This is a genomic window from Shewanella bicestrii (assembly GCF_002216875.1).
Taxonomy (GTDB): Bacteria; Pseudomonadota; Gammaproteobacteria; order Enterobacterales; family Shewanellaceae; genus Shewanella; species Shewanella seohaensis.
Genome location: NZ_CP022358.1, coordinates 88,097 through 111,167, shown reverse-complemented (window position 1 = coordinate 111,167; position 23,071 = coordinate 88,097). Strand labels below are relative to the sequence as shown.

Genomic DNA, 23,071 nt, shown 5'->3' with positions numbered 1-23,071 from the left:
TTACATCCGTATTCTTGTCGTTGTTTTTCACGGTTTGTGTTGAATTGTTAGTCTTTAAGCATGGGCAGATCTAAGCCCTGCTCTTTTGCACAGTTTTTCGCGATCTCGTAACCCGCATCCGCATGGCGCATCACGCCTGTCGCAGGGTCGTTCCACAGCACGCGGCCAACACGTTTAGCGGCGGCCTCAGTACCGTCACACACGATCACTACACCCGAGTGTTGACTAAAGCCCATGCCCACACCGCCACCGTGGTGCAGCGACACCCAAGTCGCGCCGCTGGCAGTGTTTAGCAATGCGTTCAGTAATGGCCAGTCAGATACTGCGTCTGAACCGTCCATCATAGACTCGGTTTCACGGTTAGGGCTGGCGACTGAACCTGAGTCTAAGTGGTCACGACCAATGACGATGGGCGCCGACAGCTCGCCGTTTTTCACCATCTCGTTAAAGGCTTGGGCTAAACGCGCACGGTCCTTTAAGCCCACCCAGCAGATACGCGCTGGTAGACCTTGGAAGGCGATACGCTCACGGGCCATATCTAACCAGTTGTGCAGGTGTGGATTGTCGGGGATCAGCTCCTTCACTTTGGCGTCGGTCTTGTAGATATCCTCAGGTTCGCCAGATAGGGCCACCCAACGGAACGGGCCGATACCTTCGCAGAAGAGTGGACGAATATAAGCAGGCACAAAACCTGGGAAATCGAACGCGTTTTTAACGCCAGTTTCGAAGGCCATTTGGCGAATGTTGTTACCATAGTCTAAGGTCGCAGCGCCTGCCGCTTGCAGATCCAGCATGGCTTGTACCTGTACCGCCATCGAGGCTTTAGCCGCTTTAACGACGGCGGCTTCATCGGTTTTACGCATGTCAGCCGCTTGCGCCATGGTCCAGCCCTGTGGCAAATAGCCGTTTAGCGGATCGTGGGCAGAGGTTTGGTCGGTGACAACGTCAGGAGTAATGCCACGCTTTACTAATTCGGCAAATACATCGGCGGCGTTCGCTAACAGGCCGACAGAAACGGGTTTGCCGGAGGCATTGGCGTCGTTGATCATCGCCAAGGCTTCGTCTAATGAAGTGGCCTTTTTATCCACATAACGGGTACGCAGACGAAAATCGATACGGGTTTCATCCACTTCACAGGCAAGCACAGAGAAGCCAGCCATAGTACCGGCCAGCGTTTGCGCGCCGCCCATACCACCTAAACCACCGGTGAGGATCCACTTACCGGCAGCCACGCCGCCAAAGTGTTGTTTTGCCACGGCAACGAAGGTTTCGTAGGTACCTTGGACAATGCCCTGAGTGCCGATATAAATCCACGAACCCGCGGTCATCTGGCCATACATCGCCAGACCTTGCTTATCTAACTCGTTGAAGTGTTCCCAGTTTGCCCAATGTGGCACTAGGTTAGAATTAGCAATCAGCACGCGCGGGGCATCTGCATGGGTGCGGAATACGCCCACAGGTTTACCCGATTGCACCATTAAGGTTTCGTCGTCTTCGAGGCGTTTTAGCACTTCGATAATCTTGTCGTAGCAGTCCCAGTCGCGTGCCGCGCGGCCGATACCACCGTAAACCACTAAATCCTCTGGGCGCTCGGCCACATCTGGATGTAAGTTGTTCATTAACATGCGCATTGGCGCTTCGGTTAACCAGCTTTTGCAGCTTAATTGGCTACCATGGGGCGCAATAATGCGGCGGCTTGGGTCGTGTCGCTTGTCCATTGAGATGTCCTCTTTCAACCTGTTGAACTCACTCGCCATTCGGCTAAGTGCTATTGTTTTTATTGTGTTTTTGTCGCTAAACATTGGATGAATGCCATAAGCCTTCACCGCTGTTTGCGTACGTTATTTATTGAATGTCAGGTGTCCGCCGAGCTTAAAGCGGCTACCTGGGTGTACCAATTTGGCAAAACTCACCACCCCTTGGCGCGACCAAGTGCGGCGTGAAATCTGTAAACAGGGCTCAGTCGCCGGAATGGCTAACCTCTGCTGCAATTCGCTACTGGCAATAATGGCTTCGATGGTGTGGTGCGCCTCGGTCAGCGGAGCCACCTGCGACAGGTACTCATGGGGTGTCTGCTCGCTAAAGTCCTGCTCTAAGTAATCAGGCGCAAAGGCAGGATTCACATAACGCTCCTCGACTTGCAGCGGCACGCCCTGCTCGCAATGCACTAACACCGAATGAAACACCGGACTTCCGAGCTCCAGCGCCAGTGCGATGGCGATAGGCGCGGTGGCATTCACTTGTCTAAGTGCTAACTGCTGCACACTGTAACCATGACCACGGTCTTTGATTTCGTCGGCAATGTTGCGGATCGCCAACATGGAGGATTGCGACTTTCGCCCGGCCACAAAGGTGCCCAGCCCCTGCGAACGCTCAAGCACGCCGTTATCTGTCAGCTCAGTCAAGGCGCGACGCGCCGTCATACGGCTACAGACAAACAGTTCGGCCAGCTGATTTTCCGAGGGGACACGGGCATTTTCTTCCCACTCACCAGACTCGATACAGCCAATGATATATTGCTTAATTTCTGCAAACTTAGGCGTAGCCAAAACACTTCCTCAAGATCAAATCTACCTAGGTTTGGCATGGTAAGTACTCACACACCAAAACACTGAGCCACTTTCAAACGTTCAAAATTGCGGCTACAATCCTAGCTTGTATATACAAGTAAATACAAGCTAGCTCACATAACTTTCGATAATAAAGAGTTTGCGGGGCCAAAAAGCCAACGCAGCGAGGGATAACAATGTCTTGGGATCAGGTTTGGATAGACGTTAACGTAGCAACAATGGACCCTTCCATATCAGCACCTTACGGCGCAATTACCAATGCAGCTATCGCAGTAAAAGACGGTAAAATTGCCTGGTTAGGCCCGCGCAGCGAGCTGCCCGCCTTCGATGTGTTGTCCATTCCTGTTTACAGGGGCAAGGGCGGTTGGATCACTCCGGGGCTGATTGATGCCCACACCCATTTAGTGTTTGCCGGTAATCGTGCCAACGAATTCGAGCTACGCCTAAAGGGCGCTACCTACGAGGAAATCGCCCGTGCTGGCGGCGGCATTATTTCCACGGTTAACGCCTGCCGTGAAGCCGACGAAGCCGAGTTATTTGATCTCGGACGCCAGCGTTTAAATGCCTTGGCAAAGGAAGGCGTCACTACGGTTGAGATTAAATCTGGCTACGGTTTAGATACCGAAACCGAACTCAAAATCCTGCGTGTTGCCCGCGAACTCGGCCAACATCACCATGTGGATGTGAAGACCACCTTCCTCGGTGCCCATGCGGTGCCGCCCGAGTTTAAAGACAATAGCGACGGCTATGTCGACTTAATAATCAATAAGATGCTGCCTGCGGTGATTGCCGAAAACCTCGCCGATGCGGTGGATGTATTCTGTGAAAACATCGCCTTTAACCTAGAGCAAACCGAGCGCGTGCTGAGCGCCGCCAAAGCGGCTGGCCTGCAAGTCAAACTGCACGCCGAGCAATTATCCAATATGGGCGGCTCTGAATTAGCCGCACGCTTAGGCGCTAAGTCGGTTGATCATATTGAATATTTAGATGAGGCTGGCGTTAAGGCCCTAAGTGAAAGTGGCACCTGCGCCGTGCTGTTACCGGGCGCGTTTTACTTTTTGCGGGAAACCCAAAAACCGCCTATCGACTTATTGCGTCAATACGGTGTGCCTATGGTGCTCGCCAGCGACTTTAATCCCGGCTCATCGCCCATCTGCTCGACTCTGCTGATGCTGAACATGGGTTGCACCCTATTCCGCTTAACACCAGAGGAAGCGCTTGCGGGTTTAACATTGAATGCCGCTAAGGCTCTTGGGATTGAAGAGAGTGTCGGCAGCTTAGTGGTTGGTAAACAGGCGGATTTCTGTCTGTGGGATATCGCCACCCCAGCGCAACTCGCCTATAGCTACGGCGTGAATCCCTGCAAGGATGTGGTGAAAAACGGTAAGTTAGTGCATCAATAATCAGCGGTTCAGCTAAACAAGGTCGCCATGGATACTGCCGGCCTTGTTTAGCAATCATATCTGCGGTTATTGAGCGCCATTTTCTAACTGCTCATCTTGTTGTTTTACCAGCTTATGCTCGCCTTCATTACAGCCGATTTTCCAGTAACTTGATGTATAAAAATGGCTTTTCGGTAAGTCGTATGTCTGCTTAAGCAGCTTTCTTAGGGCGCGCATACTGCTAAATTCGCAGGCGAGCCACACGGCGCCTTGTCCCTCGAGTTTTGGCAACTGAGCAATGCGTTCGACCAAGGGCTTACCTTCTGGGTCGGCCTCTGGATTAATCACCCAATGCAGTTGCACATTGCGAGGATGCACTAAGGGCTGAATATCGGCTTCACTTAGCACCTCAATCACTGCGTAACCCACTGCATTGCTTGGCAATTGCGCCAAGTTCACGCTGATGGCGGGCAAGGCCGTCATATCCCCTGCCAATAAAAACCATTCGGCATCTAAGTTGATCAGTTTTTTCAGTCCGGGGCCACCGATTTGGATGGTATCCCCAATCTCGGTCGACTTTGCCCAACGGGATGCGGGGCCATCGGTATCGTGCAGCACAAAGTCCACATCGATTTCATTCATCCGCTGCTGACGAATGGTATAAGTGCGCATTAATGGCCGCTCATCCCCCGGCTGCGGAAACAGTAATTTGATATAGGCGCTTTCTTGATCGGCGGGAAAACCTGCGAAGCCATCGCCGCCTAAGGTGATACGTAGCATATGTGGCGTGACTTGGGTTTTACCTATCACGGTCAATTCGCGCGGGGCGGGTCTGTTCATACTAAAACTCCAAAAAATAAATGGCATTCAATCGTTAGCTTTCCGCCACGCTATCGCTGATCTGGTTGGCAATACGGATAAACACCGCAATTTCATCCTGACTGAGCGCTTGGGTCATATGGCCAACTGTGGCTTTTTCGGCGGCAATAATTTGCGTCATCAACTGCTCGCCCTGCGCCGTCGGTCTCAATAACAGGCTACGGCCATCCTTAGGATTATCGACTTTTAGGATATAACCAGCCTGCTGTAGCTCATTGAGCACACGCGTAATTTGGGCTTTATCCCGTTGCATGCGTAGGGCAATAGATTGCGCCGTGGCCTCGGGATGACGGCAAATCCCCTTAAGCGCCCGAATATGGGTGACAGGCAATTCAATCTGCTGCGCGGCAATATCCGCACGCAGTTGTTTTTTGTAGGCATGCACTAATCTGTGCAAGGTTTCACCGAGGGAAATAGCAGGCATAATGGCATCTCGACATAGTTGACATTGTCAACAATATCGAGATTGGTTGACTATGTCAATTAAGTGATGATTGGTGAATTACTGCTTCAGCCGAGAAAAAGCCAGCGACCGTGGGTCAATCAAGTACACCCACTCAAAACGAGTAACAAAATTCTTGCGGTTTAGATGCAATAAACTGCTAGGATAACCGTTCAAATTTGAGCTTGATCACACTAAACACGGTTTAACGCTTGAGGGGTCTGTTCGATAACGGATTCGCTTCAATGTCTTTGTATGAGTAACCCGATGAAAAGAATAATAAATGCTTTAATGCTGGCCATGTTAGCAACGGGCTGTAGCGATCCAAACCCAACACAGACCAATCAAACCGCCGAGCAGGCCAAGGCCGAAAAGGCCGTCCAAGTATTGAGCCTTAAGCAACAACTTGCGCCAATCACCCAGCGTTATTTTGCCCTTAGACCCGAAATCGCCACCTATTATGGCGTGGCCGAGGATGAAGCGGGCAAGGATGTACTCTCTAAGCTGACCGATTACAGCCCATCGGGGGAAAATCATCGCCGTAAAGCGCTTAAGGCCATATTGACCGAACTCAATACTATCGATGCCAGCCAGCTTAGCGCCTCTGAGCAAGTGAGTTTAGGCTCGATAAAATCTGAAATCGCTGGCGCCCTGCTGCCAGCCGAAACCGTGGCCTATGGCACTATGCTCGGTGAATACGGCGTTTGGTTTTTACCTTATGTCGTCAACCACTTATCTGGATTGCATGTTGAATTTCCGGGGTATATGGAAGATAAGTTTGCGGTCACCACCCCAGAGCAAGCTAAGGCCTATCTCAACCGCTTAACCATGTATCCTGCCGCCATGGGCACAGTTATCGATAAGCTGGATCAAGATGTGCAAATGGGCGTGATCCCACCCGATTTTATTATCGATAAGACCATAGCCGTGTTGCAGCAACAATTAGTGCACCATGCTAATGAACATCCCTTGGTCAGCAGTTTTAAAGCCAAATTAACCGCCGCCCAAGTACCAGAAAGTGAAGCGTTGGTGAACTCTGCCGCCGAACTGGTGGAGACAAAATATTACCCTGCGACGCGCCAGTTGATTTCCGCACTGCAAGCCGTGCGCCTCAAGGCCACCCATGTAACGGGACTCGGACACCAACCTCAAGGCGCTAAACTCTACAAGGCGATGATTAAGCACCTCGCCAATTCGGAGATGACCCCAGATGAGATCCACCAACTAGGATTAGACGAAGTTGCCCGCATTACGGCCGAGATGGATGTGTTACTCAAGCAAGTGGGTTACCGCAAAGGCACAGTGGGCGAGCGCATGCAGCGATTGCTTAAGGATCCTAAATACATCTACCCCAACACCCCCGAGGGTAAACAGCAATTAATGACGGACATTCACGGCTATCTGACGAAAGTGAACGCCAAATTACCGTTGTGGTTTGGGCTGTTACCGAATCAAGAGGTTGCGGTTGAAGCCGTGCCAGACAGTCGCGCCGCCGCAACCAGCGGTGCATTTTACGATGCGCCTTCTCAAGATGGTTCGCGTAAGGGCACCTTCTGGATAAGCCTGTACGATATGGCGGCGCTGCCCTCCTATTCGCTGCAAACCTTAACCTACCACGAGACCAATCCCGGCCATCATCTACAGACGCTCATCGGTCTGTCGGATACCTTGCCGCTGCTGAGTACCATTTTTTACTCTAATGCCGCGGGAGAAGGTTGGGCACTGTATGCTGAGCGCTTAGCCGCCGAGATGGGCATGTATCAGGATAATCCGATTAACGACCTTGGCCGCTTGCAGTCTGAGTTACACCGTGCGGTGCGCTTAGTGGTCGACACGGGTATGCATGCTAAGGATTGGAGCCGTGAGCAAGCCATTGATTATGCAGTGGCGACTGAGGGAATACACCTCTCTGAAGCCACGGGCGAAATCGAGCGCTATGTGGTTTGGCCGGGGCAAGCCTTAGGTTACAAGCTGGGCGAGCTAAAAATTATCGAATTGCGCACTAAGGCCAAAAAAGCCTTGGGCGATAAGTTTGATATTAAAGTCTTCCACGACAGGCTACTCGAAAATGGCGCCTTGCCCTTAGATTTATTGGAGCAAAAGATGGATCAGTGGCTCGAATCCGCTAAGGCGGCCAATGCCGCCGCCGAGACCAAGGTGTAACTCGGGTAAAACCGCTCACATCATCTCAATATAGGGGTAGCTTAGGCGGCCCCTGTCTTTTTACGGCTCCCTATGCTTTTACGTTTCAGGTTAATCCGCAAAACGACGTTGATACTTGCCGCTTAAATAGCGGATCACCACAAAACCGATAACACCTGGCAGTGTCCACGACAGCAGACGCAAATTGCCATGGTCGATAAACAAACGGCTGCCACCAAAGGCGAAAAAGGCGGTGTAACAGGCGATACCCGAGCCAATCATGGCGCCTAAATGCTCAATCCACCATTCTAATTTGGTCAGGGTCGCCTTAACGCTATAACGCAAGAATCCCGCCCCAACCGTAGTGCCTAACAGGCCGAAAATCATCGCGAGGATCAGCTTTTCTTGGTATCCCCATATCGCCATCACAGGGCCAAGTAGCGTTAAGCTCAGCATTAACGACAGATGCATAGGCGATTTTAATTGCTGACGCTGCGCCTTATAACGCAGGACCAACACGCCATGCCTAACGGTCACTAGAGTTAACAAGCTGATATAGATGAGAAATATCCAAGCATTTTTACGATCTGCAATCTGCGCCGCTAAGGCGTCAGCGTTGGCCGCAGGCTGTTTAATCACCGCGAGCGGATCAATCAGGCCCGTCGTTGCCATCGCCACGCCCGTCGCCGCCACTGTGTACATGGCATAAACATAATAACGGCCAAAACGACTATGGTTCGCGCTGCCCTTTTTCAGCATGGCAGGCATCCAAAATAACACTAATGCCAGTGCGCCCGCGGTAATATGCACAAATTGCGACAGGGTGAAAATCGTGTTCATCATCTTGCTCCATCAAAGTTTGAAGCTTGATATTAACGAGCACGGGGAGTCACCCATAAGTGCCAAAAGTCATGTTTTAAGCTGTCGCATAGAGCAGCTACATTCTGTGGCTGCAATTGAGGCGACTGTCGCTATAACCCGGTATGTTTATCGAGTCTTAAGGTATCGATGATCGAGAAGGTATAACCTAACTCGGTAAACATCCGCTCGATATTGAGCTTAAAATCGATGGGGCGATCTAAATCGAGTTGATTGATAAAGAAATGGTGTTTTGTCGGGATCTTAATCAACAATTGTTTTTGATAGAAACAGACTTCCACCTCGGCATTTAGCTCGCGACCTAAGGCCAAGAGATTCTCCATCATCAAGGGATTGAGTAAGTAGCGCGCCTCGACTTGGTCGCTGCTATACACCTCAAAACAACGCTCGAAACGCACATCCTCAAGCTTGACCCGCGACAGCTTTGTCTTAAACCCCTCAATTCGATTTTTTAAACTGCCCTTATCCGTGACTAACAGCGTGGTACCGTTGAATCGCTTAGGAATATTGCACACCAGCAGTACACCATTGAAGATGGTCTCTCGCTCAACCGAGCCATTGTTGTTCGATTTAGTGTTGTAAGCATCGACCTCGTAAAACTGGAACGGCACCTTGTTATAGGTTCCCTTAAGGCAATTTGGCGCATACTGTTTATCGGTTTTAGGCAGCAGCCCCAACTCCAGAAAGGTTGAGAAATCCACCTTAGGCTCCCTCGTTAACGCATAATCATTGCCGAAGTACTTGAGACTAATAGGGTAGAGTTTTTCAAAGGCGGCATTATAAAGTTCATTGCTTTCCTTTCCCGAGGCAATGGCCACTAGGGCTATCACGGGAATCGGCAAAAACGCGCCAATCATCAAAGGCACAAAATAATCCATAGGCACCAGCATAAACTGGACCCCGAGCAGCCCGGCGAAGGCACCCAAAATAATAGTGATGCATAGGTAGTAGATTGGGGTGGTGAACTTGGCATTTTCACGCCGCCTCTGGTTCACGCCTTCACGTTTTGCTTCAAACGGTGCGCATCTAGGGGCGATTTTTTGTTTGTAATACTTCTGAAAGGGGATACGGTGATCTTCGGGAATATCACATTCAATCGAACTCATTGGCTCCTACTCTTACGACTCAAATCCATTTAGGGCAATGATTTTACGGATTTTATTCCAGCAAGGCCAGTTTAAGGCCAACAAATGACCGATTAAGCCCGAGCCAGCCTACGACCACGGCGCTGCAATAAGCCAAAAATAATCAGCACTCCAAAGGTGGCACTAAAGAGGGTTAAGGCTCTGGCTACGCCGTAAAAATCCGTAAGATTAAAGGAAACCCCATCTGCCCACAGCACTAAGGAACCTAAGGGTAATTGCATCGCCACCGCTGCGTACCAATCGAATGGCAATCGAGGAAACAGCCGCTGATAGCTAAATAACATCAGCCCAGAGAGCAGCAATAATAAGCCCGCATCATGGGCACCTAACCCCAAATAAACCGCGCTAGTGTGGCTAAGGTTATCGATGCTTCCGAGCAAGGCGTACATATAGCCCGCCGTTGCAACCAGTGCAAAACTCACAAAGCTCAATACCGCCAACAGAATACCTAAGCCAAATGCGGGTAAATATTTCATAAACAGTCTCATCAGTGCAGAACTCGCTCGACCTCATTCCTAAACCCTAAAGGAGAACAAATTCAGTCGAAAGATAGTAAAGCTACAATAACAGCCCAAATTTCCCTTAGCTATTAAGACCATAGTCTTATGCCAGCAACACGTTGTGGGATCATAAACAGCATAATTCTCCCCACTAAATCCAGTATTTCATCCATATCCACTAGATAAGCCTCTAAAATTCCTCATTTAATTAAGTTTCAGTCGAATAGCTGAGTGATATGGTGCACAATCTCCCACGGTCTAAGGGCGAAATCCACTAGCCAATTACCCCAATAACGCTTAGGATCGGGGTTGCATTTTTTAGCCAACATATTGTGGAGTATCAAAACATTATGGGTATCAGAGCCATAGTCGTAGACACAGCAGGCACCACGACAGACCTAACCTTTATCCAAGATGTACTATTCCCCTATTCTGTCAAAGCCTTACCAGACTTTTTAGCGCAGAACCAACACAATGTTTTGGTGGAAAACTGTATCTGCGACACCCGAGATATCGCCCTCGAACCCGATGCCGATTTAGCCCGTGTGACTGAAATTTTGCAGCAATGGGTGCATGAAGACCGTAAAGTGACCCCACTCAAGACCCTTCAGGGTTTGATTTGGAAGCAAGGTTACGCCCATGGCGAATTTACAGGCCATATCTTCCCCGACTTTATCGAAGCGGTTAGCCGTTTTAGCGCGCAAAAACTGCGTATTTACAGCTTCTCTTCGGGTTCGGTTGAAGCCCAAAAACTGCTGTTCAGCCACAGTGATGGTGGAGATTTAACCGAGATGTTTAGCGGCCATTTTGATACCCGTACCGGTAACAAATTAGATAAACAAGCCTACGCCAACATACTCAACACCATCAGCCTAAGTCCTAAGCAAGTGCTGTTTGTGTCCGACGTGGTTGAAGAGCTTAAAGCCGCCGAAGCTGCAGGCATGATGACCTGCCAAATGGTGCGCGACAGCAAACAACGCACCGGCGATTTTCGCACTATCAACAGCTTCGATGAGCTAGTGATCGACTAACATCGGCACAGCACACAAAAAGCGACCCAAGGGTCGCTTTTTGTTTGTTTATCGAGCAAATCACATTTACCTGTCCGCCGGGTGATTCACCCCATCGCAAACCGGCACATCGCCTAATTCATAGGGATTAACGCCCCAACCTGCCATGCCGTTCAACTTGCGCTTGCCAGTTTTGCACTTGCTGCGCCTTGGCATTGATCACTGGCCCCAACATTTGACTCTTGGCGCGCTTAAAACCACTAAAGGCTAAGGTCGCGATATCTAATTGCTTTAGGGCGGGCGCGCCCTGGAACCACTTGTAATACCAAGGCGGCGTATCCATGGTCATGATAATGCGTGAGGTTCTCCCCTCGAGCAGCCGATTGGGAAAGGTTTTCCCCTGCTGATACTGAAAAGCAAAACCGGGTAAAAATGTTCGATCAATTAATCCTTTAAACTTGGCGGGTACGCTGCCCCACCAAATGGGCACAACAATCACGACATGTTCGGCCCAGAGAATGGCCTGCTGAAAGCGTTGCAAATCTGCCTCTAATGGCTGTTCTTGATGGTATCCCTGCGCCAGATTAGGCTCAAATTCCAACTCGCTGAGCTTTAACAGACGCACCGAATGCGACTCGCCAGCGGCCTTGGCGTAAGTGTCGGCTAAATGTTCACACAGGCTATCGGGTTTGGGATGACCAGAAATCACCAGAATCTTTTTTGTCATAGTAAAAACCTTGAGTATTCAATATGACAACAGCTTAAGCTCTGCCCCTAGGGGTAGAGTCAAGCCAGGAATTAGGCGCGGGATTCGCAGGTATCCAAACCATCAATACATGCATCGAGCCTGACTAATTTATCTTCTAATTCGCTGATCTGCCGCTGGTAATCGGCTTTGATATTCAATAAAAACTGCTGCACAGACTCAAGCTGCGCCGCCTGCTCACCCTCGGTAAACAAGTCTTTAAGTTGCGAGAGTTTAATACCTAAGGTTTTGGCCTCTTTGATCAGCAATAACTGCTTTATATCGGTTGCGCTATAAGTGCGATAACGCCCCTTACGGATCGGCGCACTGATCAGTCCCCACTCCTCGTAGAGGCGAATCGCCTTGATCGACAGGCCCGTTTGCTTCGCCACAGCACCAATATACATAGTATTTAATCCATTAAAATAATTGAAAAAATCATCATAAACCTCCAAGCCTTAGCCAGCATATCACCGCGCTTTAGGCTTGTCGCTCGCACTTTATACTGCTAGTCTGGCTGCCTTAAACGAGCGTTTTAACTAGAGCTTTTGACTATGAGTAATGCAATGGAAAGTCCAACACTAAGTCCAATGGAAAAGTTTCTCGCACAGCACCCTATAGTGACCGAAATCCCCGTGGCTTGGGGCGAAATGGATGCGCTGCAACACGTCAACAACGTGGTCTATTTCCGCTATTTTGAAACCGCACGTATCGACTTTTTCAACCGCCTCTTTCCACTCGATGCCCTGTATAAATCCGGTGTCGGCCCAGTGATTAGCGAAAATCAGGCCCGCTATAAACGTCCAGTAACCTTCCCTGATACCCTATTGGTCAGCGTGAGTATCAGCGATATTCAAAGCGACAGATTTACCATGCATTATCAGGCCTTTAGTAAGCAGCAACAGGCCATAACGACCTTAGGCACTTCGGTCGCTGTGATGTTTAACTTTAAAACAGGCCAAAAAGCCGAGCTTCCCACGGAATTACTCGCCATTCTTAAACAACACGAGCAAGCTTAAGCTACCGAGTCTATGGCTACATTGCCATAACACTTTAGGCCATATCAGAGGGAGGCTGTATGTCAGAAAAAGCGCCAATAGAAGTCGTTGTTGAGCATCAACAGGATAAACAATGCTTTGTGATCCCCGTTGACGGGCATGAAGCCGTGCTGGAATACCGACTCAATGGCCAGCACATCGACTTTAACCGAACCTTTGTGCCCGACGAGCTGCGCGGCAAAGGCCTTGCCGAACGTTTAGTTCGCCATGGCCTAAAGTGGGCCAAAACCCAAGATTTTGAGATAGCAGCCAGCTGTTGGTATGTGCAGAAGTTTTTGAAATAACAGGCTTCGCAACAGGTACGCTAAATCCAATAGACTGGATAGTGGCGTTTGGGATCGGTGGAGAGATTATTCACGACCAGCGCCACCAGCAATAACAGTAGTGAGCCGAGAAAGACCGGCATCAACGCATAGAGAAATCCGAGTTGATGCACGTTCTCGCCGCCTATCACGGCAATTAATGCCGTTGCGCCGCCCGGTGGGTGCAGCGTGCGAGTTAAATACATCAATGCGATGGCTAGTGATACGGCTAACGCACTCGCGAGCACCATATAATCGGCAAACACTTGATAAACAGCCACACCAATCAGTGCTGATAACACACTGCCGCCAATCAAGTTACGTGGCTGAGAAAACTCTGCCAGCGGTGCGCCGTAGACTAATACCGCCGACGCCCCAAATGAACCAATCACAAACATGGTACCGAGCAGATTATCGCCCATATAACTGGCGAGACTGGCGACTAAGTAAATGCCGCAAAAGGCCCCTACCCATGACCAAACGATCTTTTTCAGGGGTTGTCGTGGCGGACAGATGTCCTTAGAACGCATTCGGGTGAAGTAAAATCTCATGCTAAATCCGGCCGGAAGGAATAAAGGCGCGGATAAGTGATCCGCATCACATTTGCGGCCGCCACGTTAACGTTTTCACCGCGCAATTGCAATTGTGCGGTGAAAGCGAATATCTGACTTATGCATCTTCGCCGTTCAGGCTAGCTAGGATTTCACGAATATCTTCGGGGATGGGGCGGCTTTTTTCGCAGCTGTAGTCGTAGTGCACTAAGGTGGTTTTCACTTCGGCGGTTTTATTGCCAGCCTGCCAACAGGTTTGAGTCAGCTCGAAGCTGCTATTGCCGATACGGCTGACATAGGTTTTCACCGTCACACTCTTGCCGTAATAAGTCGGCGCGATAAAGGCCACGGTAAAGCCTGCCACTATGAGGTTCCACTGATGCAAATCCAACTCGGGATTAAAAATCTCGAAGATTGGCGTGCGCGCCGCCTCGCACCACACGGGGATCACTGTGTTGTTGATATGGCCTAGACCATCGGTTTCGGTAAATCTTGGGTGGATTTCAAGGCTGTATTCGGTGACTGACATGCAAACTTCCCTTTTGTTGTTCTTATACTTTTATGCTGTGAATGGGATAAACGAGGCGCTTGCCCCGTTTATCCCCACCAAGCCTAACAGAAATAAGAAGCGCGATGCTAGAACTGGCAGCTCGCGGTCTCTGGGGTTTGCTTGCCATTGGCATCGTACTTTTTCATACAGCCAGCCTTACCCATATCGAATATTTTTTCGTATTTGAGCTTGCCACTGCTGTCGTAGGACTTAAACACACCATGGCTTTTAGGGTTTTCTAAGTGATAGATTTTGCGCCCCTTAGTCACATGGGAAAAATCCGAGAATCCGGGTTCCTCTTGATAGATGACCCCGTTGATATAGCGCTTATGCACCACATGCTGCTCGTCGATACGCAGCATTTCGCTGGCTAACTTACCATTCTGGTCGTAACAGACTTTATCCACGGCATAATTGCTGTCGAGATCCTCGATACAACTCACGGCACCATTATCAAAATACTCCCGCTGGATACCACAGCGCGCAATGGCGTTATCCCAGAAATAAGGTTCACCGTTCCAGGTTTCACCTTCTTGCTGGCAATAGTTCCACAAACTCTTTAACTGGCCGTTCGGGTAGAAAGTGTAATGGGGTCCAGAAAAGCGGTTATTGATAAGATGACCATATTGCACGAGCGAATAGCCGCCGTCGGTGGAATAGCGGATGCTTGGGCCGTATTCCTGACCCGCTTTATAGGTCTGCAAGGACATTAAGCGACCGTTAGAATCGAATCGATATTCTTTATCGACAGACCCATTAGTGTAATAGCTTAATTCGGATAGGCGGCCGCCGCGATACACTCGTTGCTCACCATCCTTAATTGAAGTGGTTTCAGCATTTTTTGAATTTAACACCCCCTCACAATCGCCTGCGTAGGGTTCTTTTCGCATCATGCATTCATCCTGCGAGGGTTTAAGTGTTACGGCGTCATTAAACTTATACTGACTCAACTCATTCAGATCGCCGTTAGGCTCGAGCCACATTTGTGCGCCATCCAACTCCCCTTGACGATAATTGGCAACATTGCTGACGATATTTGGCGCGGAATACCATAGACTTTCACCGTGGAGGCGGCCCTTATCGTAATGTTTTAGGGCGAACATAAAATTATCTTTATTGAATAACTTAGCTTCACCTTGGCGTAGGCCATTCTCATAGTTGACTTCAGTCTTGTAGAGGTAAGTTACTGATTGCTTAGTGGTAAAAGCATCGTTCTCATCGGGCGTTCGAATATAGACCCAAGTACCTGAACGTTTACCATCGAGGTAGCGGCCTTCACCGGTTTGAAAGCGATAATCCCCTTGAGTGGCCTTTTCCACCCAAGCGCCTTGTTTTACGCCCTTTTGGTATTGGCCTTTGCTGCCATCGGACTCAAGCCACTCGCCATCTTTTACGCCATTGAGATAAATGCCCTTTTCGGACAACTTTTTCGCGCCTTCGGTGCTGGAATCGTAATCTGGGGTATAGATTTCACTCGGGCCATCGGGCACGCCCTTGTTGTAGTGAATAAAGCCGTAGTTATCGGCATCATCCATAATGGACTGCAACACCCATTTACCCTGCTTTTGGCCGTCGAGGTACTCGCCTTCCCAATAGGTTTCACGGCTGTCGGCTTCAATCCACTTACCCACTTGCTTACCCAGCTTATAGTCACCGGCATACATCACACTGCCATTGCGGGCATCGTAGGCGGCAAAGTGGCCATCAAGCTCACCCTGCACATAATGGGCTTCACTGGCAACGCCTGCCCAAGTACTGCCCATGCTCATATATTCGTAAAAAGGCCCAGTTCGCGGGATTTTTTCGCTGCCATTTTTAAGCCAATCGATGTCATCGGCCTCGTAACCAATGGCCACCAGCATAAAGCTGCTATCTTCTTCGACGTAGGCGCTGCGATCAAAGGTTGCCACCAGACTGTATTTTCGTTCACGCCCCTCGGCATCTTTATCAGTGCGAGTCAGGGGATAGCGCAGCTTGTATTCCACTGCGGTTTTTACATCCGTCGCCGTGCCTTCAGAATTGCGATAGCCAATTAAGGTCGGTTTGAGTTTAGAGGTACCATCAAGAATCGCTTTGATGTCAGGGTCTTGGACGCCCTCAGCCTCATAGGTCATACGGTACTGCTGCGGTGGTAACTGGCTTAATACTTTGCGAACACCGCCAACGGTAAAGGTGCTAATGGTGGGTGCGACTTCATCGAGCACAGCTTGCAGGCGCGGCAGTTTAGTCAACTCCTCGCCCTCAAAACCATAACCCCGTAGATGCTGGCCATCGGCATCCTTGAGCATGACGATCACCTCTTTAGTGCCGCCCTTGTCGAAGTCATAGTAAAACACCGCCACGATTTCGGCGCGGCCGTAATCGTCAATGCGCACACCCGGCGCATCGCCGTAGAGCATTTCGCCCCATACCTGTTGATCTTTTTGATAAAAATTGAGCCATTGGGAAGATCCACGGGACCGTGAACCATTTTGTCATATTCCGCCGCAAGTGCAGCAGGAATAACCGCAAAAGAAGAGAGCAACACCGCACCAGCCGCGGCGCATAAACGACGAATCGAAAGTTCCATTTAACTATCCTTAACACCGACACCTTGCGCCTCGTGCGCACCAGTAAGCGGGGCGAATTTTAAGCGAAGTCTGATGCTTCAGGAAGTGGCTGACACAAAAAAGGCCGCTTAGCGGCCTTTTAAGATCAGAGATTTAACAATCAATTATTGTACATAGCATTAATTTCATGGGCGTACTTGTGGTAAATCATTTTGCGGCGCAATTTCAGCGTCGGGGTGATTAATCCCGCCTCCATCGAAAAGGCTTCAGGCAGCAGGGTAAACTTCTTGATTTGCTCAAAACCCGCCAACTCTTGCTGTAAATGCTTTAAGCGCTGCTCGAAATGTTCAACCACATGGCTGTGACGCAGCAGCTCGATAGGCGACTCGTATTTCAAGCCCTTATCCTTGGCCCAGGCTTCGAGGGATTCAAAGGCTGGTACAATCAGCGCCGTCACATAGTTACGGGCATCGGCAATCACAGCCACTTGTTCGATAAAGGGGCAACGGCCCACTGTGCCTTCAACCCGTTGCGGAGCAATGTATTTACCGTTGGAGGTTTTCATTAACTCTTTGATGCGGTCGGTAATAAATAAATTGCCATTGGCATCGAGTCGTCCCGCATCGCCGGTCTTTAACCAGCCATCTTCGAAGGCAGCTGCAGTGTCTTCGGGGCGATTGTAATAACCGCGCATCACAGTGTCGCCACGGACTAAAATCTCATCGTCCTTACCTAGCTTCACTTCGATTTCGGGCAAGACTTTACCGTTCGAACCCGCAACTCGATTATCTAGGGTATTACAGGTCACAGTGGCGTTCGTTTCCGTCATGCCGTAACCACAAAGTACGGGAATACCAATGGCATGGAAGAAAGACGCTACGTTTAAATCGAGGGCGGCGCCACCGCAGGGCATAAACTTTAAGCGTCCACCGAGCACGGCTTGCAACTTGCTGTAAACCAGCTTGTGCGCTAAACGCCATTGCAAGGATAACCACAAACCGCCCTTAGCGCGGCCTTGGCTCACCTCAAATTGACGCTCGCCGACGCCCATGGCCCAGGCAAACAGTTTTTTACGGCCTTCGGCGGATTTAGCGACCTTATCCTGTACTGCGCTGTAAACCTTCTCGAGGAAACGCGGCACCACGCACAGGGTATGTGGACGCACGGCGCTGATGGCCTCTTTCACTCTTTGAGTGTTTTGCAGATACACGTTGTGGCCGCCACGGCACAGCACGTAGAAGCTCCAACCACGCTCAAACACATGGCTTAGCGGTAAGAAAGCTAACGACACATCGCCAGTGGTAAACGGCAGGATCTGATCGTGCTGACGCACAGTCGAAGCCATATTGCGGTAATCCAGCATCACGCCCTTAGGGTCGCCCGTAGTACCAGAGGTATAAATCAGGGTTAACAGGTCGTCGAGATTGGCATCCTGTAAGCGCTGCTCAAGCTCAGCACTCTGGCCATATTCTTTGGCTAACAAACTGTCTAAATGCTGATGTTGAGCCTTGTCCTGCGCCAGCTCAACACTCGCGTCGAACACAATCACATGCTCTAGGGTCGGACACTGTTTTTGCAGCTCACAGGCCAGCGCATATTGCTTAGCATCGTCGACAAAAATCACCTTAGCCGCCGCATCGTTAATGATAAAGCTGGCTTGCTCTAAGGTGCTGGTCGGGTAAATGGGGACCACAACGGCACGACTTTTCAGAGTACCTATGTCGGCGCAGGTCCATTGAGGGCAGTTTTGCGACAGGATCACGCAACGGTCTTGCACTTGTACGCCAAGTTCAATCAACACCTGTGCAATTTTATGGCTGATTTGATCGAATGCCTGCCAACTGACTTGATGCCAAGGCGCAGCCATTTCAAAACCTTCCAGCGCTATAGCCTCTTTTAATGACTGGCTTTGCTGCTGTAATAGTCGAATTACGTGATATTGTTCGAGAGACATGAGTGACTCACCTTTTAGCTTACAAGTGTACCGCTTTTGCGGCATTCTACCTGAAGGCAAGCTAAAAACTAAGAGTTTTTGCTCTAATCTTGTGCAAATGTCACCCAAATCACGCCATTTCAGGGCAATTAGAGCCCGGTAATGTCGCCCTGCCAGAGCTTTTTACTGCCCCAAATCAGTGCGATTTGCCCAAGGATCAGCAGCACTAGATTACCCAGCGACCAATAGAGCAGACTGCCCTCGTGTTGCAGCGCCGCGAGGCTAATAGACACCCAGAGCGAATGCCCGAGCACCACCAGCATGGTCAGGCTCACCTGCAATACGCGGCGACACAAACAACCTAGCCCTAACACTAAGGCGCAGGCCCAATACGTGCTCATCACTATGTGCGCCAGCAGAGGCAAGCTCAAATCACCATCGAGCCAAGTGACAAAAAGACTGCAGATTAACACGCTCAAACTGAGCAGAAGCAGCAAGCGTTGTTGACCACGACCAAAGGCCTTAACTAAGCCTGCACGGCCGTCAAAGCTTGGCATCAACAGCAGCATTTCAGTCGCACGAGAACGTTGTACGCGGCTCCAATGCACTAACGAGCAACTAATCACGCTAAATTGTGCCAGTAGCAGTAATACCGGGAAGTTCCAATGCAGCTCGTGTGAGACTATCCCAAGCCCGATGGTTAGCACGGGGAGCAACAGCAGCAACACGGTCAGCATAGGACCGATAAAGAAGTTAACCGGATGCAGATAACGCTCTAACCGAGTCAAGATCCGTATGGATTGCAGACTAGGCAGCCAAAACCAGCCCATTTCCAAGCCGTTAAGATACACACTTCGTGCCTCCACCCGCCAAGGTAACACTAAGCATCGGCGCCAAATCAAAGCGGCTAGTACAAACAGCACTATGATGCTCAGCCACAGCGGCACTTGCTCCGCCAACTCGTTGGAAAACGGCACTAAGATAAACAGTAAAAAGGAGCTGTAAAACCATTGGGTTTGTCGCAGGCACAACAAAATAAACCCTAGGCTTATCCCTTGGGCAAAGACCAGTAACGACAGAGTATCGGTCAGGTCAAACAGCACGCATTGCAACACCGCAAGGCTAAAGGCGCCTATCAGCATCACTTCACACTGGATAAAAATATTTTGCCGATAACGGGGGATTAAGATGGAGCACTCACTCGCCATCAGGCGGATCAGCTGCCATGCCACCGCTGCCGAGGTAGACACTAGTCCCATAGTGACAAAAATATCGAAACTCGCTTTTTGCCCCGCCCATCCCGCTAACACACTCAGAGCCAAGCCAAATATGCCAGTGCCTATAAAACTCACGCTGCCCACATCAAAAAACCACAGGCGCAGCATACCGTTAAAGGGATTGAGCGAATGGCCAGTGCCAATGCGGGTCGTTGATTCAACTATGGGTTTCGCGGCACTCATTTGTGCAGCTCCACAAAGAGTTGTTCTAAATTCAGCGCTTCGCTGCGCTGCACGCCGGGAAAATTAAGCTCCACATCGCCCCTATCCACCAGCACAGAATCGCCATCGCGGCTGAGGATACGCACCTGCTCAGGTAACTCGGCGCCCTCCGCGAGTTTGACTAAACGCACCTCTTCCCGCAGGGCATCTATCTCCTTAAACAGCACTAACTCGCCCTGTTTAATCAGGGCGACATGGCTCGCGACCCGCTCTAAATCTGAGGTGATATGGGATGAAAACAACACGGCCGAGCCGGATTCGAGGGCCAAGTCGAACAAATCGACCATAAACTTGCGTCTGACTATCGGGTCGAGACTGGCCACGGGTTCATCGAGGATCAGCAACTCGGGGCGATAGGCCATCGCCATGATCAAGGCCAAGGATTGGCGCTGACCAACGGACAGGCGTTGTACCTGTTGAGTGACATCTAATTCGAAGCGGGTGAGCCAATCCTGCTCTAACTGCATGTCCCAGTGGGGATAAAAACTGCGGTGCAAATCGAGGGCGCGCTCAACGGTAAAGCCTTCATAACCAAAGGGTTGCTGCGGCACATACCCGAGGCGTTCCTTAGCGGCAGAAGAAAGCTGCTCCGGCGTTTCGCCTAAGGTGCGGATTTCACCCGAATCCGGCGAGAGGATCCCCAAGGCGCAGCGCATTAGGGTCGATTTACCCGCACCGTTTTGTCCCAATAGACCGACCACCATACCGGCCGATAAACGTAAGGTCAGATCCTTGAGCGCACGTTTTTCGCTGGCACCTTTGCCACGAAACACTTTGTTTACGTTAGAAAACTCTAGTATTGGGGTACAGTCTTGGTCCATCGAATTGCGTCCTTTTTATTCTCGTTTTCACTTAGCTCTACTCAGGCTACCAACGCTCATTAATCAATTGCAGTAACTCGGGCAAACTCACGCCCAGCTGCTTTGCCTGCGCCAGCAAGGCATCTAATTGCGGCTCGAGCAGACTCACGCCCGACTCCATCGCCTCGGTACGCGCCGCAACCCTAGTCGCCTGACCACGGCGGCGCTCTAGCCAACCTTGATCGACCAATTGCTGAATCGCGCGGGACACCGTCATTGGATTGACCGCAAGATATTCAGCAATTTGGCGCACTGAGGGTAATACGTCTTCCTCTTGCAACTGGCCGCCCACAATCAAGCGCACGATTTGCTCGTGTAATTGCTTGTAAATTGGCTCACCACTGCTGGGGTTGACATTTAAAAGTTCTAACATTAGTCTTTACACACTGTATTAATACATTGATACACCGATACACTGTATTTAAAGTAACACACTCATCCTGAAATGCAAAAAGGAAAGCGCTCATGATAGATAGCATGATCCACAGGAAGTCCCATAATGCCAGCGCTGACGTGGCAATGAAGCGCATTGATACGCACCAGCTCTCGAGCAAGTTAAGCAAAAGCATCATCAGTTTGAGTGCGCTGATGCTCGCCATGGGTAGCGCCACGGCTTGGGCGAGCGACAACTCAGTAAAGCCCACTGAATCCGCCAACACCTGTTATGTGGAGGGCGTATCGGACCGCTTAAACTGCGGCTTTGTCACTGTGCCGGAAAACCCTAATAAGCCCGATGGCAAACAGATCCAAGTGCATTATGTGGTCTTGCCCGCGGTGAAAAACGTCAACCACGAAGAGGCCTTACTGGCGATCGCCGGCGGCCCAGGTCAATCGGCCATAGATAACGCGGCAGGCTTCGATAGCATGCTGAACAAAGTGCGCCAGCAGCGCGACATTTTGCTTATCGATCAACGGGGCACAGGCCGCTCGAATCCACTAAACTGCGACTCAGGCCCGCAATCTCCGCTCGCCATCGACGAGGATAATGTCGATACCTTGGTCGAGGCACAAAAATGCCGCGATCAATTCCCCGATACTGACGTCACCCAATATGGCAGCCTCAATGCGGTGCAAGACTTCGAAGCCGTACGCGCCAAGTTAGGCTATAAGAAACTGCACCTCTACGGTATCTCCTACGGCACACGTATGGCGCAGCTCTATATGCGCTTATATCCCGAGCACTTAGCCACAGTCACCATAGACGGCATTGTGCCCATGCAGCAGAGCGTATTGGAGATTGGCTCGGCGATTGAACGTGGCTTTGACTTGCTGTTTAAAGACTGCCAAGACACAGCCGCCTGCCATGCCGAGTTTCCTGAGCTCAAAGCCGAGTTTGACCAAGTAGTCGCTAAACTCAGCCAAGGGCCAGTGATGGAGCAAGTGCACGACCCTGTGACGGGAGAAAAGACCCTACTCACTATGACTCGCTCAAAGTTTTATGGCGCGATCCGCATGGCGCTGTATCAAACCAATGTGCGCGCCTTAGTGCCCCATGCGATTCATCAGGCCGCTAAGGGTAACTACCAACCATTACTCGGGTTATTTGCCTTAACTACGGATAATGCGGGTATGGCAATGGGCATGCACGCCTCCGTCGTCTGCGGCGAAGACATGCACCGCATCACTCCGGCGATGCGTGAACAGGCCAAAAACTCCTATGTCGGCAAAACCATGCTCGAGAGCCTCGAAACCTCGTGCTCTGTGTGGAAGGTGCCTGCGGTCGATGCCAGCTTTAGCGAGCCTATCAAGAGCGATATCCCCACACTGTTGCTGTCGGGCGAAATTGACCCAGCAACCCCACCGAGCTGGGGAGAGCTGGCGATGGAAAAACTCACTAACGCCAAACACTTTGTCGCGCCATACGCCACCCATGGCGTGGCCTATCAGTCCTGTGCCAATAACTTAATCGCCGAGTTAGTGCGTACTGGTTCGGTCAAAGATCTCGATGGTGAATGTTTGAAGAAGGATGTACGCCGTAGCTTCTATTTAAATGCCAGCTCGGTTGAGCCACTCGCGACCGAAGCCGCAACCCAATCAGCCAAGGATAAGCCCAGCACTGGTGCCAAGGAGTAATC

21 protein-coding genes and 1 pseudogene are annotated in these 23,071 nt (G+C 50.5%); 6 read left to right on the top strand and 16 right to left on the bottom strand.

Annotated elements, in window-relative coordinates; all coding sequences use genetic code 11:
* Positions 1-47: 47 nt before the first annotated feature.
* Positions 48-1,718, bottom strand: coding sequence for a urocanate hydratase (gene hutU, locus CF168_RS00530; RefSeq protein ID WP_089066639.1), 1,671 nt, complete (start codon positions 1,716-1,718; stop codon positions 48-50).
* A gap of 123 nt (positions 1,719-1,841) precedes the next feature.
* Positions 1,842-2,549: a histidine utilization repressor gene (hutC, locus tag CF168_RS00525; RefSeq protein WP_011715378.1), complete on the bottom strand. Its 708-nt coding sequence runs from the start codon at positions 2,547-2,549 to the stop codon at positions 1,842-1,844.
* A 197-nt stretch (positions 2,550-2,746) separates the two neighbouring features.
* Here hutC and hutI point away from each other — a divergent pair, with 197 nt between their 5' ends.
* The gene (hutI, locus tag CF168_RS00520) at positions 2,747-3,973 is read left to right on the top strand and encodes an imidazolonepropionase (RefSeq protein ID WP_011715377.1); all 1,227 of its coding nucleotides are present in this window, start codon (positions 2,747-2,749) and stop codon (positions 3,971-3,973) included.
* Positions 3,974-4,039: 66 nt separating this feature from the next.
* Here the strand turns inward: hutI and CF168_RS00515 are convergent, their stop codons facing one another.
* Both CF168_RS00515 and CF168_RS00510 read right to left on the bottom strand, forming a co-directional pair.
* Positions 4,040-4,792, bottom strand: coding sequence for a siderophore-interacting protein (locus CF168_RS00515; protein ID WP_089066638.1), 753 nt, complete (start codon positions 4,790-4,792; stop codon positions 4,040-4,042).
* A 34-nt stretch (positions 4,793-4,826) separates the two neighbouring features.
* A complete protein-coding gene (locus CF168_RS00510) occupies positions 4,827-5,255 on the bottom strand; it encodes a MarR family winged helix-turn-helix transcriptional regulator (RefSeq protein WP_089066637.1) in 429 nt (142 codons plus the stop codon).
* 285 nt (positions 5,256-5,540) lie between these two features.
* On the opposite strand from CF168_RS00510, the gene CF168_RS00505 reads away from it, so the two are divergent.
* Positions 5,541-7,436 carry a DUF885 domain-containing protein gene (locus tag CF168_RS00505; protein ID WP_240520050.1) on the top strand — a complete coding sequence of 632 codons (1,896 nt, stop codon included), beginning with the start codon at positions 5,541-5,543 and terminating at the stop codon, positions 7,434-7,436.
* A gap of 90 nt (positions 7,437-7,526) precedes the next feature.
* Here CF168_RS00505 and CF168_RS00500 read toward each other — a convergent pair whose 3' ends face one another.
* From CF168_RS00500 to CF168_RS00490, 3 genes are all read right to left on the bottom strand, one after another.
* Positions 7,527-8,258: a hypothetical protein gene (locus CF168_RS00500; RefSeq protein ID WP_167373524.1), complete on the bottom strand. Its 732-nt coding sequence runs from the start codon at positions 8,256-8,258 to the stop codon at positions 7,527-7,529.
* Positions 8,259-8,386: 128 nt separating this feature from the next.
* Positions 8,387-9,400, bottom strand: coding sequence for a DUF3137 domain-containing protein (locus CF168_RS00495; RefSeq protein ID WP_089066634.1), 1,014 nt, complete (start codon positions 9,398-9,400; stop codon positions 8,387-8,389).
* Positions 9,401-9,492: 92 nt separating this feature from the next.
* Positions 9,493-9,927: a hypothetical protein gene (locus tag CF168_RS00490; RefSeq protein WP_089066633.1), complete on the bottom strand. Its 435-nt coding sequence runs from the start codon at positions 9,925-9,927 to the stop codon at positions 9,493-9,495.
* A 362-nt stretch (positions 9,928-10,289) separates the two neighbouring features.
* On the opposite strand from CF168_RS00490, the gene mtnC reads away from it, so the two are divergent.
* Positions 10,290-10,970 carry an acireductone synthase gene (gene mtnC, locus CF168_RS00485; RefSeq protein ID WP_089066632.1) on the top strand — a complete coding sequence of 227 codons (681 nt, stop codon included), beginning with the start codon at positions 10,290-10,292 and terminating at the stop codon, positions 10,968-10,970.
* Positions 10,971-11,097: 127 nt separating this feature from the next.
* Here the strand turns inward: mtnC and CF168_RS00480 are convergent, their stop codons facing one another.
* On the bottom strand, positions 11,098-11,676 hold the full coding sequence (locus CF168_RS00480; RefSeq protein WP_089066631.1) for an NAD(P)H-dependent oxidoreductase: 579 nt from the start codon (positions 11,674-11,676) through the stop codon (positions 11,098-11,100).
* A gap of 71 nt (positions 11,677-11,747) precedes the next feature.
* Positions 11,748-12,101 (bottom strand): MerR family transcriptional regulator, encoded by a 354-nt coding sequence (locus CF168_RS00475; protein WP_089066630.1) that lies wholly within the window; start codon positions 12,099-12,101, stop codon positions 11,748-11,750.
* 183 nt (positions 12,102-12,284) lie between these two features.
* On the opposite strand from CF168_RS00475, the gene CF168_RS00470 reads away from it, so the two are divergent.
* Complete coding sequence (locus tag CF168_RS00470; RefSeq protein WP_041416664.1) at positions 12,285-12,713, top strand: acyl-CoA thioesterase; 429 nt, start codon at positions 12,285-12,287, stop codon at positions 12,711-12,713.
* A gap of 59 nt (positions 12,714-12,772) precedes the next feature.
* Positions 12,773-13,036 carry a GNAT family N-acetyltransferase gene (locus CF168_RS00465; RefSeq protein WP_089066629.1) on the top strand — a complete coding sequence of 88 codons (264 nt, stop codon included), beginning with the start codon at positions 12,773-12,775 and terminating at the stop codon, positions 13,034-13,036.
* A 20-nt stretch (positions 13,037-13,056) separates the two neighbouring features.
* Here CF168_RS00465 and CF168_RS00460 read toward each other — a convergent pair whose 3' ends face one another.
* The 7 genes and pseudogenes from CF168_RS00460 to CF168_RS00430 form a co-directional block, all read right to left on the bottom strand.
* Positions 13,057-13,605 carry an HPP family protein gene (locus tag CF168_RS00460; protein ID WP_089066628.1) on the bottom strand — a complete coding sequence of 183 codons (549 nt, stop codon included), beginning with the start codon at positions 13,603-13,605 and terminating at the stop codon, positions 13,057-13,059.
* Between the two features lie 118 nt (positions 13,606-13,723).
* Positions 13,724-14,134, bottom strand: a complete 411-nt coding sequence (locus CF168_RS00455; RefSeq protein WP_089066627.1) for an acyl-CoA thioesterase — start codon at positions 14,132-14,134, stop codon at positions 13,724-13,726.
* Between the two features lie 107 nt (positions 14,135-14,241).
* Positions 14,242-16,724: pseudogene (locus CF168_RS00450) on the bottom strand (hypothetical protein).
* Between the two features lie 140 nt (positions 16,725-16,864).
* Positions 16,865-18,658: an AMP-dependent synthetase/ligase gene (locus tag CF168_RS00445; RefSeq protein ID WP_089066626.1), complete on the bottom strand. Its 1,794-nt coding sequence runs from the start codon at positions 18,656-18,658 to the stop codon at positions 16,865-16,867.
* Positions 18,659-18,786: 128 nt separating this feature from the next.
* Positions 18,787-20,097, bottom strand: coding sequence for an ABC transporter permease (locus CF168_RS00440; protein ID WP_089066625.1), 1,311 nt, complete (start codon positions 20,095-20,097; stop codon positions 18,787-18,789).
* Positions 20,094-20,957: an ABC transporter ATP-binding protein gene (locus CF168_RS00435; RefSeq protein ID WP_089066624.1), complete on the bottom strand. Its 864-nt coding sequence runs from the start codon at positions 20,955-20,957 to the stop codon at positions 20,094-20,096. Before CF168_RS00435 ends, CF168_RS00440 begins: the two co-directional genes overlap by 4 nt.
* Before the next feature lie 46 nt (positions 20,958-21,003).
* Complete coding sequence (locus CF168_RS00430; RefSeq protein WP_011620909.1) at positions 21,004-21,369, bottom strand: GntR family transcriptional regulator; 366 nt, start codon at positions 21,367-21,369, stop codon at positions 21,004-21,006.
* Between the two features lie 92 nt (positions 21,370-21,461).
* On the opposite strand from CF168_RS00430, the gene CF168_RS00425 reads away from it, so the two are divergent.
* Positions 21,462-23,069, top strand: coding sequence for an alpha/beta hydrolase (locus CF168_RS00425; protein WP_011620908.1), 1,608 nt, complete (start codon positions 21,462-21,464; stop codon positions 23,067-23,069).
* Positions 23,070-23,071: the final 2 nt, after the last annotated feature.